Consider the following 12,716-nt stretch of genomic DNA (forward strand, 5'->3'; position numbering starts at 1 on the left):
CGGTTGAAGGCTTCGGTTTTTTATTGGCAGGTTAAGGTTTATATAAACCCAGCTCCTGCAAGTGTAAGCGTAAAATCCGGCGCAGTTCCAACACTGCTTCTGGAGTTTCCTGAATCGAGTGGCCGCCGGTAATAATTTTTTCAGACTGGGCCTGTTTCAGATGTGCACTTTCATAGGCCACAATATCATCGGTGATGAGAGCAGGGTCGTTACTCTGACTGGTATTGCCCATAATACTATGATATTTCAGTCCTTTACGTGGCTGAATATCTTGAGTTAAGGCAATAAATTTGGATTGATGGCTTAAATCGCTTGGGCCATTTTGGATCAGGCCTTTATCTAGTTCATTGACCAGATCTTTCAGGCTCGGGTCTTCATTTAACAATGAATCGGTGGCCGCATTTAAAAATGCCCCCGGTAAACGGATAATTTTACGCGCCACTTTGGTAAACCAGCGATCGGCATATTCGGTGCCGCGGTGCGGAGCGGCCAAGAAAATTGCCCGGTTAAAGTTAGGAATATCCTGCATAATCAGGCGCTGCTGAATCACGGGAATACGGCGGTATTTGGCCAGTTGTCGGCCACTCATCATCGACAGGGCTTCTTTGGACACATCGGCATCACTGACCAGGAGTCGGGCAATAATCCCGCCCATACTGTGGCCGACCAGCACCGCATCTTTTTTTGCTGCGGCTTTAGGGTTGACCTGCTGGAAGGCTTGGGTCAGCAGGGCATGAATCTGGAAACGGCTTTCAATAATTGGCATATTGGTCGAATAAAACACCTGCCAGACCTGATAATGCTCGCGTAACACTGGATCACCCATAATATCGTTGGTTAAGCGAATCCAGGCTTCCGGACTACTGGCCAGACCATGCACCAAAACCAGCACTTTTTTATTCGGATTATATGGTTCCAGAAAATATAAATGCGGCATGGTCAGCTTGTCATCACGGTCAATCAGTGACAGATAAGCCGATTTCAGCAGATTATTTTCCGCCAGCCACAGTCCATAAGGCGCAGAAAAATTAGCCGCCAGCGGATAGTTTTTATTGGCAATGCGGGCCTGTTCATATTTATAGGGATCATAGGCGCGCAGGCGAAAATCCTTGTTCAGGATATCCTCTACATTGCCAAACTGCTGCGGTTCAGCCACCAGGGTTGCCGCCAGATAACGGGCCTGATGGATATTCGGATTCTGATTGTTTGGATAACGATGGCTTAAAGGATCAATAATATAACGGGCTTTCTCTGGCTGATCTGCGCGTTGCTCCGGCAGAATTACCAGAAATTCCGAGCCAAAACCATCACGACGGGTAATGGAGCGCAAGCCTGAAAAGTTCAGGTCATAGGTGGCTCTTAACTGCTCGATTTTTTGCTGTTTTAAGGTTGGAAAATAATTGAAGTCAATATGATAGGTACTTTCACCGACCTGAATCTGGCTGGCCACCACATCCGGCTGATAGCGCAGGGTATAGCTGGACACTAGTTTGGCAATGGCCTGATTATAAAAGTCGCGGATTTGTACCTGACGGTTGTCAAAAATCCGGTCTTGTGGCGCCCGTTCGGTTTTGAACATATAGGCATAGCTATAACGGATACTTTTATCTAGCATAAACAGCTGCTGGTCGAGGCATTTTTGATAGTTCTGCTGCTGTAATTGCTGTTTTTCTTCGGACTGGTGTTTGCTTAAAATTCCGATTTTACAATTGGAAGAATCGGCCAGTTGCATGGCTTTGGCCAGATAAACTTCGCTGGCAGTGGACAGCAGCTGTTCATCCAGAATTTCCGGAATCTGCTTCAGTTCATCAATACACTGTTTCGGGTTTTCGGTACAGATTTGCGCTTCACGGCCAGTCATGGACAAGACATTGAGGCTGGCCTCGCTCAAGCGGTCACGAGATAAAATACTTTCCCGCTCGTTGGCAATGCTGACATTTAATGCTTGCTGTTTAACACTGACCGTTTGGCAGCCAACGAGAATGGAACTGCTGAGCGCGGTGGCCAGCATCATCTTATACGTCATAGTGGTCATGTGAATTCGCATCGTATTTTATAAGTTTTTTTTAATCATACTGAATTTCTTGGTTTTTTCAATTGACAAAAAAATAGGCCATCTAACATGACCTATTTTTTCTTGCACCGGGCTTAAGCCTTCGGTGTCATGATTTGCCAGACATTCCAGCGGCCCTGTTTTTCAATTTCAGTAATTAAACGGTCGGCCACAGCTGCTTCTTGCGGATACTTGATCTTGTAGTTTTTCAAGGTCTGTACCGCATTTTTCTTTTGCTCTAAAGCAATATAGTTGTTGGCAGCAGCCAGATAGGCTTCCTGTACGCCGGCCTTCATGGCTTTGTCTAAATAAGAAATTGCTTCACGATGACCGCCACCTTCAGACAGGGCAAAACCAAACCAGAAATTGGCTTCGGCATCTTCCTTGTTAATTTTCAGGATGCGCTGCGCATAAGCCAGAGAACGGGTGGTATAAATTGAACCTAAGTCCAGATTACGTGCCATTACGCTGGCTTTAAAGGCACGAATCAGCACATCAAAAGAGGCATTTTCCTGTACCGCCAGGCTGTCCAGTTGTTGGGTGACTTCTTTGAGTTTAGCTTCAAAACCGCGGCGTTCCTGACGGTCAGTAAAACGTGGTGGATAGTGACGTGCTTTACCTTCGACCATCTGTAAAAAGTCATCAATTTCGGTGATGTCAATTTCATTTTCACCGGCCAGCACCGCAAACTTCAAGCTGCGCTGGTTGTTGTTGATGGTCGGAATAATCAGACGGTTGGTGTCTAAAGTAATTTTTTTCGATGGATTATCCGGGGCAGTTACTTCCATTTTAGTCACTGGCTGGGCCGCAGCCTGTTGCAGGTTCAGTTCAAATGGAGGAGGTGCATCATAATTAAACGGATTTAAAGCATAAAATGGAGGGGTCAGATCAGGCTCGGTAAACACAATTGGTGCATTGGCTGGGTTTTGTTGTTTTGGTGCAGTGGAACAGGCTGAAACTAAAGTGGTCGCAATCAGAGCAAATGCCAAAGGCTTAAGCGTCATAATATTCATCCGTTAATTTATTTTAAAATGGCTGAGCATGTTCGTCAGTCTAAAAAATCTGTGACGAACATGCAAGAGAAGGCAAGAAGTTTGCTGTTACCGTGTTGTTAAGCTTTGGACTGGCTGCTTTGTGCTTCACATTCACGGCGCACATCTTCAATAATTTTTAATTCTTCAGCACTAAACGGCTGTTCGTTTTGCTGCTGCTTTTTAAAGCTTGGGTCGAGTAAAGACAGACGCTGGCATAAGGTATTCATGCGTTTTTCATTGTGCTGAATACGGTCGAGCAAGACCCGCATACCGTCTAGAATCGGATCAGACTGATCCTGGGTAGCCGCATACGGCTGGAAACCGATGCTTTCGGCATAGTCACGGCGGCGTGCTTCGGCTTCATCTTTCGGCTGATCTTTGGTAATAAAACGCGCCGGATTGCCGACCGCGGTGGTATTGGCCGGTACCGCTTTGGTTACCACTGCGTTGGAACCGACTTTGGCATTTTTACCCACGGTAAATGGCCCGAGAATTTTCGCGCCAGCACCAACAATCACGCCATCTTCTAAAGTCGGGTGACGTTTGCCTTTGTTCCAGGTGGTCCCCCCAAGGGTCACGCCATGATACAGGGTCACATCATCGCCAATTTCGGCTGTTTCACCAATCACCACACCCATACCGTGGTCAATAAAGAAACGGCGACCAATTTTCGCGCCCGGATGAATTTCAATACCGGTGGCAAAGCGGCTAAATGAAGACAGCAGGCGCGCCGAACCCTTGCAGTCTTTGTTCCAGAGTTCATGTGCAACCCGATGCATGATCAGGGCATGAATGCCGGGATAGGTGGTTAAGACTTCCAAGGTATTGCGTGCAGCAGGATCGCGCGCAAAGACAGCTTGTATATCTTCTTTGAGCTGTTTAAGCATTATCTTGATCCTCGTCCTGTGTCGATGTTGTTGATGATTTTTTCCATGAACCGTTATTCAATGCCTGTACGCGACTAAAAATGCCACGTAATAAGTGATATTCCATACGATCTAATTGTATACGTCCAAAAAGCCGACGCAAGCGCAAAGGTAATAATCTTGGATTTTTCGGATCCATAAATTCAATCTCGGCCAGCATTTTTTCAATATGCGGATAGAACTGTTCCATCTGGGCATGGGTCACTAAAGGTTCATCCCATTCCATTTCGATACCATCAAGAACTTGCATGGTGGCTTTAGGGTCTGGCTGCTGTTCTACCCGGGCCATGGCTGCCATCCGCATTTCATAACAGATAATCTGAATGGCCTGGGCCACGTTTAACACGCCGTAATCGCTATTCACCGGAATGGTGACATGGTAATTGGCTAGGGCCAGTTCTTCATTGGTCAGACCACGATCTTCACGGCCAAAAATCACCGCAATTTCCTGATGCGATGCCGTGACGGCCTGCATGGCTTTTTCCGCAGCCGGGCGGACATCCAGCAGCGGCCAGGGAATGGTGCGGCTGCGCGCACTGGTACCAAACACCAGATGACAGTCCTGAATGGCCTGTTCCAGGGTGTCGACAATTTCAATCTGTTCAATCAGATCGGTGGCACCGGCCGCCAGTGCGTCAATATCCGGATGCGGATAGGTCTTCGGTGTGACCAGCACCAGTTTGGACAGGCCCATGGTTTTCATGGCGCGTAAGGCGCTGCCGATATTGGCGGGCAGAGTGGTATTGACCATGACAATACGCACATGGGAGAGATGTGCTGACAAGGCAGCATTGTCGACTTGACTCATACAAGGTCCAGAATAAAGAAAATTTTAAATTAAGAATATTGACCCATTTCGGCCTGATATAAATCGAGCGCATCATCCATGCTCATGTCCGCTGGAGGTGCCGGAACGTGGGCAGGCTTGGGCTCATGCGCAACCGCTTGGGCGGCTTTAGATTTCACCTGATATTCGATATGCAGAGCATCTTTACCAAAATAATCACGTAGCTTGATCAGCAGTTCATCCATTGGCGCGACTTTCCATTGCACGCCTAAATGCAGTTCAGCAGTGGCATAACCATAATCTACATACAGAATCACAGGAATATGCGTGCTCATATCAATATTGGTATACGGCATCAAAATCTGCTGTACATCACGACTCAGCGTTTTGCTGTCATGTTCAGCAGACAGCGTAATCTTGATACTGTTGGCCCGTTTCTGACGGATTTCATTCAGGCTAAAGGCTTTGGTCAGACGCCCCATTGGACGGTCAAAACCTTCACGCTCATAAATTTCGCCTTCAATCACCACCACTTTTTCTACCTGAATGATGTCTTTAAAGCGCTGGAAACGCTCGTGATTGGCTGATACTTCAATTCGTGCGGTGCCATCATCTAAGGTCACCACCACCCGGTTCGGGAAGTTGGCCACATCCAGCACCAGTCCGGCAAAGACTGTGGTCACTCCACGGCGGGTCGGACTCAGTTCATTAATTCGCGCCGGAATAAAGGATTTCAGTTCAGCCCGGTACACATCAATCGGGTGGCCGGTCAGGTACAGGCCTAAAGTATCTTTTTCACCTTTTAAGCGGACTTCATCGGACCACGGTTTGACCGGTTTGGCCGGTTTACGCTGCACTTCTTCGACTTCACCAAACAGGTCCATAATCCCGGTTTCACGGTTAGAACGGGCCTGTTCTGCGGCTTGCACTGCTTCCGGTAACTGCGCCATCAGGCTGGAACGTTCAATGCCCAAACAGTCCAGCGCACCGGCACGGATTAGGGCCTCTAAGGTCCGTTTATTGATTTTTTTCAGGTCAATCCGGTGACAGAAATCAAACAGATCTTTATATGGTCCTTGCTGGATACGCGAATCAATCACCGATTGCATGGCCTGTTCACCCACGCCTTTAATTGCGCCTAAACCATACACAATGGTTTTGTCATCGGTGGCATGGAAATGATACAGCGACATATTCACCGATGGCGGTAAGACTTCCAGACCATTGTGGCGGCAGTCATCAATCAGGAACACCACGTTATCGGTGTTCTGCATTTCCGAGGACATGACGGCAGCCAGGAACTCAGCCGGGTAATGGGCTTTGAGCCAGGCGGTCTGGTAGGCCACTAACGCATAGGCAGCCGCGTGTGATTTGTTAAAACCATAGCCGGCGAACTTTTCCATATAGTCGAAAATATGGTTGGCGGTGGCTTCATCAATATCTTTTTGGGCTGCACCTTCAATAAAGATTTTACGCTGCTTGACCATTTCTTCGGGTTTTTTCTTACCCATGGCACGGCGCAGCAAGTCTGCACCACCAAGCGTATAGCCGGCACAGTACTGTGCGGCCTGCATCACCTGCTCCTGATACACCATAATCCCGTAAGTTGGCTCCAGTACGCCTTCGAGCAGCGGATGCAGGTATTCAAATTCACCGCCATGCATACGGTGAATAAAGTCCGGAATCAGGTCCATTGGACCCGGACGATACAAAGATACGAAGGCAATAATTTCTTCAAACTTGCTTGGGCGTGCTTCTTTCAGCATCTTTTTCATGCCCACGGATTCAAACTGGAATACCGCAGTAGTATTAGCATTGGCAAAGACCAAATAGGCATCTTTGTCATCCAGCGGAATATGCGCAATATCCAGCGGGATCTCGGGTTTAACCCGTTTATTAATATTCTGCACCGCATCTTCAATTACGGTCAGGTTACGCAGCCCCAAGAAGTCGAACTTGACCAGACCGGCGGCTTCAACGTCATCTTTATCGTATTGGGCCACCCGGCCGGTGCCATCGGCATCGCACAGCACCGCAGAGAAGTCGGTAATTTTGGTCGGTGCAATGACCACACCACCGGCGTGTTTACCAGTATTTCGGGTAATGCCTTCCAGCTTTAACGCCATTTCCCAGATTTCAGAAGCATCGTCATAGTCGGGGTTGCCCGGATTGGTGACAATATCTTTTAACTGCGGTTCAGCCGCCAGCGACTCTTCCAGACTCAGCCCCAAAGGTTTGGTCGGAATCATTTTGGAAATACGGTCGGCCAGACCATAAGATTTACCCAAAACCCGGGCCACGTCACGAATCGCGCCTTTAGCGGCCATGGTACCGAAGGTGGCAATCTGCGATACCGCATCACGGCCATAGGTACGGGCCACGTAGTCAATCACGCGGTCACGGCCGGCAATACAGAAGTCGACGTCAAAGTCGGGCATCGAGACACGTTCCGGGTTCAGGAAACGTTCGAACAGCAGTTCATAGCGCAGCGGATCCAGATCGGTAATTTTTAAACTGTACGCCACCAGCGAGCCGGCACCCGAACCACGACCCGGGCCGACCGGCACGCCGTTGTTCTTCGACCACTGAATGAAGTCCATTACGATCAGGAAGTAACCCGGGAATCCCATCGAGTTAATAATATTAATTTCGTATTCAATCCGCTCATCATAGGGTTTACGGATTTCAGGCCAGTCTTCATCGCGCTGCGCTACCGGATAAAGATGGTTCAGACGTTCTTCTAGACCTTCCTTGGATAAATGCGCAAAGAAGGTTTCAATGGTGTGGCCTTCCGGAATCGGGTAATCCGGCAGGAAGTATTTGCCCAGTTGCAGCGTCACATTACAGCGCTTGGCAATGTGATAGGTGTTTTCAATGGCAGACGGAATATCGGCAAATAGCTCGGTCATTTCTGCGGCGGTTTTAAAATACTGCTCCGGGCTGTAGTTTTTCGGACGGCGGCTATCGCCCAAGACATAACCATCGGCAATACAGACGCGCGCTTCATGCGCTTCAAAATCTTCACGGCTGATGAAGTGCACATCATTATGTGCCACCACGCCAATATTATATTTTTTCGCCAGCTGGACCGCTTCATAAATGAAGTCTTCTTCATTCGGGCGATTGGTGCGGGTCAGGGCCAGATAAACCCGGTTGCCAAACTTGGCAATCCATTCTTCAAGTAAAGGTTCGGCTTTTTGCGGGTTCGAGGTGCAGAGCATTTTACCGACATCGGAGTGAATGCCGAGCAGGGCGATTAAATCGTCATGCTGCTCCAAGACCCAGTCTTTATGTACGCAGGGAATATCCAGCTGCTGGCCTTCAATAAAACCGCGCGACACGATTTCGGTCAGATTACGCCAGCCATGATTGTTCATGGCCAGTAAGGTCATGCGATGTTCGGCATCATTCAGGCGGATTTCTGAGCCCATGATTGGCTTGATGCCTTTGCCCAGACATTTGCCATAGAATTTGACGGCGGCATGCAGGTTGGACAGGTCGGTGATGGCCAGGGCAGGCATTTCTTCACTGGCTGCGGCTTTGACTAAATCAGGTATACGTACGATAGATTCTGTAATCGAAAATTCAGTATGAATACCAAGATGAACAAAGTGCATAAATCAGTCCCTGCAAAAACCACTGCACATTTTAGCACGGGATTTTGGCTTTCAGTTTGAAATTAAGGGGAAATGGCGAAGTTTTAGATATGTAAACCAACGTAGCGGATTGGTTTCTCATCACTTGAACAGTAATCTGCATGGGCTGAAAACCAGCGTTTTCGGGCTGCTATGAGGGTGATTAACAGCCAAAATAAAACCCTCCGTAGAGGGTGATTGATTTGAGGATGAGTAATCTGTCTCGTTCTGGATAGAGAGGTGAATCCTTATCTGAGTTTAGCCAGCCATTCACCCAGCATCTGCACAATTTGCACCAGAATCAGCAGCACAATGACGGTCAGAATCACCACGTTGGTATCAAAACGCTGGTAACCGTAAGAAATGGCCAGATCACCAATACCACCGGCACCGACGGCACCAGCCATTGCGGTTGCACCAATCAGGCTGATGGTGGCGGTGGTCAGGTTTAGAATTAGCGAGCTTCGTGCTTCCGGCAAAATAAACTTGAAGATAATTTGTAGTGGCGTGGCACCCATGGCTTGTGCCGATTCAATAATCCCTTCATTGACTTCCAGCAATGAGGTTTCCACCAGACGGCCAATATATGGACCGACATAAATGGTCAGCGGGACAATCGCAGCCCAGGTGCCAATTGAAGTGCCAACCAGAAATTTGGTTAAAGGAATAACGGCAATTAACAGGATAATAAACGGCAGGGAACGTAGTGCATTTACAATTGGGTTCAGGCCATGATAAATCGCGCGGTTCGGTAAAATACCGCCCGGACGGGTAGCGACCAGGATAATCCCCTGAATAAAGCCCCAGATACAGCCAAACAGCATGGCAAAAAACACCATGTGGAAAGTTTCTTGTAAGGCTGTGACAAACTGGTCCATCGACAGGGCGCTTTTCCAGAACGGCGCGGTCAGGCTGGTGAGCCACTGGACAATTAAATCTCTCATCCTTGTACTCCTGCTTGTTCAACCTGAACCCCATTTTGTTCGAGGAACTGAAGTGCTTGCTGAATAATGGCCGGGTCCCCTAGCAACTGAATAAACATCTGCCCAATCACCGCGCCATTAATTTCAGTCATGTTGGCAAATAAAATATTCAGGCTTAAATCAAACTGTTTAATTACTGCCTGAATCACGGTTTCCTGCGCCGATTTCCCTAAAAATTTCAGGCAGTAAATACTGTGCTGATTCTGGTTTTCCAGATTGTTTAAAATATTCACCGGTAACTGCTGTTGCAGCACGGTTTGAATAAAATTCTTGGTGGTTGGATGCTGCGGCTGGCTAAAAATGTCCAGGGTAGAACCGGTTTCAATCACCTGGCCATGTTCCATAACGGCCACATAATCACAGACTGATTCAATTACATCCATTTCATGGGTGACCATGACAATGGTAATGCCTTGTTCACGATTAATTTTTTTTAGCAGTTCCAGCACCGATTGCGTGGTTTGCGGATCCAGCGCACTGGTGGCTTCATCACAAAGTAAGATTTTAGGATGATTGGCCAGGGCACGGGCAATCCCGACCCGCTGTTTTTGACCGCCAGACAGCTCATCTGGATAGGCATCTTTTTTATGTTTCAGATCAATAAATTCGAGCAGTTCATTCAGGCGTTTTTCACGCTCTGCCGCCGACCAGCCGAGCAGTTTCATCGGCATTTCAATATTGGCCGCTACGGTTTTGGTTTGCAGCAGGTTAAAGTGCTGGAAAATCATGCCGATATTGGCACGTTCCTGACGCAGCGCCTTGGCACTTAAAGCGGTAAAGTCAGTGTTATTGATGATTACCTGACCTTCATTCGGGCGCTCCAGCAAATTAATCAGGCGAATGAGGGTACTTTTTCCTGCACCACTATAACCAATAATTCCAAAGATACTGCCATCTGGAATTTGCAGATTGACCTGATCCAGCGCGCGAATGGTCTGGCCTTTAAGCTGATAATGTTTGGAAATATTCTTAAATTCGATCATAGCGTCAAGAAACTGTACAAAAATGAAAAACAGGCAAAGTACACTTTGCCTGTTTGTTAATTCAGCATTATATGCTTAATTGGTTTCAGTTAAATAGCTGACAGGTTTATTTACCGCAACTTTTGTGCCACCGAAGTTTTGATCTACATACTGTTTCACCGCTTCAGTGTGATAAAGCTCACCGACTTTTTTCAGGATCGGGTCATCTTTACGTGCTTCTGCAACTGCCAATACGTTGACGTTCAGCTTGGTGCTCTGGTCAATTGGTTCGTAGAAGATTGAATCTTTCAGTACGTTTAAACCGCCTTCCATCGCTAGGGTATTGCCTAGCACAATGGCATCCACTTCATCTTTGACACGAACGGCTGTCGCCATTTGAATTGGCTTGATCACAATTGCTTTGGCATTTTCAGTAATGTCATTTGGAGTGCCCGTTGCAGGAGAGAAGTCTGCTTTCAGCTTGATCAGACCTGCAGATTGCAATAACAGCAGGGCACGCGCTTCATTGGCTGCATCATTTGGAATGGCAATGGTCGCGCCGTTCTGGAATTCTTCCACTTTTTTCACTTTGCTGGAGTAAATACCCATTGGCTCAAGATAGGTGGTCGAAACCGGCGCAATCTTCTGCTCATTGTTGGCATTGTAAGCCACCAGATAAGCATAAGACTGGAATGCGTTCACATCAATTTCGTTGTTTGCCACAGCGGTGTTCATTGAAACGTAATCGGTGAAGTTTTTCACTTCCAGCTTGATACCCGCCGCTTCAGTTTCAGGCAAAGTCGCAATATAGCGCCAGATGTCAGCATCGGAACCGGTAGATGCCATGGTGACGGTTTGTACAGTTGCAGCATCAGTTTGTGCGGCGTCAGTTGCCGGCGTTTCCTGTTTTGCACAGCCAGCTAAACCAACAGAAAGACCTAGAACCAGGCCAAGGAACTTTTTCATGTGTCCATCCCAAATAAAGTGAAGCAGCCAAGCTGTTACTTTATTGATAATTTTAAGCGCCGGAGTTTCACTTGAGCCGAAAGAGGCGAGATTCAAGTCCATCCAGTGCGCGAATTCGTTTAGGCTTTCAGCTATCTGCTGTATTTTTCAATTGACTTTAAAAGCGCTTAAAGCCATGTAATTGAAAACTTTATTTTTAGAAGATAGCGAAAAAATGGTCTACATCATAACAATAAATTGATATACAAAATAGTGTATAGAAACTAGACCTTTAGCCGTATTCTTTCATAAGTAAAGTTCATAAAATAAGAAAAGAATAAATAAATCAATTTACTATTTTGAATTGAAAGGGCTAAATCTATGAAAAAATCTTATAGATGTTTATATAAAAAATTATCCAATCTAAATCGTAAAAATAGATATAGCACAGATGGGGTAGGATGATAGATCTTTATAATGATTATTTCCTTCAATCCTATGACAGTTTTCATCCAAACTTGAGATTTTTAATGCGCTTGCAGATAGCTTTGGCGATCAATTTGATAGAGCACATGCATGAGTAAAGGATGATCTGCCGGCACCAGCGGATGCGCAAAGGTTTTGACTTTGCTTAAGCCAATTTTTTGCATGACTTTTTCCGAGGGCGTGTTGAGCACGGTAGTAAAGGAAACTACGTTGTCCAGCTGTAGCTCACGAAAAGCAAAATCCAGTACGGCTTTTGAGCCTTCGGTGGCATAACCGTTGTGCCAGTATTGCTTGGCTAGTCGCCAGCCAATTTCAATACATGGGGCAAAATCATAGTGTTCTAGATGCTGATGTAAACCAATAAACCCGATAAATTCACCGCTACTTTTTAATTCGACAGCAAACAGGCCCCAGCCGTGTGTGGCAATAAAATTCTGGATGCGTTGCATAAAAGCCAGACTTTGCTGCTCGGTCAAGGGATTGAGGAAATAACGCATGACTTCAGGGTCGGCACACATTTGGATAAATGGGGCAGCGTCGCTGTCTTGCCATTGGCGGAGGATCAGGCGAGGGGTTTGCAGGTGGATTTTCATGTTAAAACGATTAATAAGCTCTTGATGCATCATAAATGCATTTATCAAGAAAAGAATGATAATTTCCGTAATGAGATAAGACATGAAATCCCTTCTGCCTTTAGGGTGAGGGTTTTCACCTCTCCCTGACCCTCTCCTGAGAGGAGAGGGAAACCTTCGAAGCATAAAAAAACCCCGCACTCAGCGTAATGCCAGTCAGTTAAGAGATTGACTGGCTTTTTCTTGGGTATTTTTGAGGTTTTCCTTTTACAACCCTTGGATAACTCCTCACTCTTCTCTCAGGTATAACATACCGATTAGATTTCTCCATTA

At 46.8% G+C, this 12,716-nt stretch carries 9 protein-coding genes; all 9 read right to left on the reverse strand.

Features of this window, described 5'->3' with window-relative positions; translation table 11 throughout:
- Positions 1-31: 31 nt before the first annotated feature.
- Positions 32-2,035, reverse strand: coding sequence for a triacylglycerol lipase (locus FTU50_RS09595; RefSeq protein ID WP_163145713.1), 2,004 nt, complete (start codon positions 2,033-2,035; stop codon positions 32-34).
- 113 nt (positions 2,036-2,148) lie between these two features.
- A complete protein-coding gene (locus FTU50_RS09600) occupies positions 2,149-3,057 on the reverse strand; it encodes an ABUW_2363 family tetratricopeptide repeat lipoprotein (protein ID WP_005178801.1) in 909 nt (302 codons plus the stop codon).
- Positions 3,058-3,164: 107 nt separating this feature from the next.
- On the reverse strand, positions 3,165-3,974 hold the full coding sequence (cysE, locus tag FTU50_RS09605; protein WP_005178800.1) for a serine O-acetyltransferase: 810 nt from the start codon (positions 3,972-3,974) through the stop codon (positions 3,165-3,167).
- A complete protein-coding gene (locus FTU50_RS09610; protein WP_180069704.1) occupies positions 3,967-4,821 on the reverse strand; it encodes an RNA methyltransferase in 855 nt (284 codons plus the stop codon). Before FTU50_RS09610 ends, cysE begins: the two co-directional genes overlap by 8 nt.
- A gap of 29 nt (positions 4,822-4,850) precedes the next feature.
- On the reverse strand, positions 4,851-8,417 hold the full coding sequence (gene dnaE, locus FTU50_RS09615; protein ID WP_075174375.1) for a DNA polymerase III subunit alpha: 3,567 nt from the start codon (positions 8,415-8,417) through the stop codon (positions 4,851-4,853).
- A gap of 266 nt (positions 8,418-8,683) precedes the next feature.
- Positions 8,684-9,379, reverse strand: coding sequence for a methionine ABC transporter permease (locus FTU50_RS09620; protein WP_104499638.1), 696 nt, complete (start codon positions 9,377-9,379; stop codon positions 8,684-8,686).
- Positions 9,376-10,401, reverse strand: a complete 1,026-nt coding sequence (locus FTU50_RS09625) for a methionine ABC transporter ATP-binding protein (protein WP_075174374.1) — start codon at positions 10,399-10,401, stop codon at positions 9,376-9,378. Before FTU50_RS09625 ends, FTU50_RS09620 begins: the two co-directional genes overlap by 4 nt.
- Positions 10,402-10,476: 75 nt before the next feature.
- The gene (locus FTU50_RS09630) at positions 10,477-11,346 is read right to left on the reverse strand and encodes a MetQ/NlpA family ABC transporter substrate-binding protein (protein ID WP_005178787.1); all 870 of its coding nucleotides are present in this window, start codon (positions 11,344-11,346) and stop codon (positions 10,477-10,479) included.
- A gap of 506 nt (positions 11,347-11,852) precedes the next feature.
- Entirely contained in the window at positions 11,853-12,404 is a 552-nt protein-coding gene (locus tag FTU50_RS09635) for a GNAT family N-acetyltransferase (protein ID WP_104498293.1), read from the reverse strand.
- Positions 12,405-12,716 lie beyond the last annotated feature (312 nt).

Source organism: Acinetobacter sp. YH12112, from assembly GCF_013418945.1.
In the GTDB taxonomy this organism is placed as follows: Bacteria; Pseudomonadota; Gammaproteobacteria; order Pseudomonadales; family Moraxellaceae; genus Acinetobacter; species Acinetobacter indicus.

Coding starts and splice junctions, on each gene's coding strand:
- cysE (WP_005178800.1), bottom strand. CDS start 3,974: ATGCTTAAACAGCTCAAAGAAGATATACAAGCTGTCTTTGCGCGCGAT.
- FTU50_RS09610 (WP_180069704.1), bottom strand. CDS start 4,821: ATGAGTCAAGTCGACAATGCTGCCTTGTCAGCACATCTCTCCCATGTG.
- dnaE (WP_075174375.1), bottom strand. CDS start 8,417: ATGCACTTTGTTCATCTTGGTATTCATACTGAATTTTCGATTACAGAA.
- FTU50_RS09595 (WP_163145713.1), bottom strand. CDS start 2,035: ATGACCACTATGACGTATAAGATGATGCTGGCCACCGCGCTCAGCAGT.
- FTU50_RS09630 (WP_005178787.1), bottom strand. CDS start 11,346: ATGAAAAAGTTCCTTGGCCTGGTTCTAGGTCTTTCTGTTGGTTTAGCT.
- FTU50_RS09600 (WP_005178801.1), bottom strand. CDS start 3,057: ATGACGCTTAAGCCTTTGGCATTTGCTCTGATTGCGACCACTTTAGTT.
- FTU50_RS09635 (WP_104498293.1), bottom strand. CDS start 12,404: ATGAAAATCCACCTGCAAACCCCTCGCCTGATCCTCCGCCAATGGCAA.
- FTU50_RS09625 (WP_075174374.1), bottom strand. CDS start 10,401: ATGATCGAATTTAAGAATATTTCCAAACATTATCAGCTTAAAGGCCAG.
- FTU50_RS09620 (WP_104499638.1), bottom strand. CDS start 9,379: ATGAGAGATTTAATTGTCCAGTGGCTCACCAGCCTGACCGCGCCGTTC.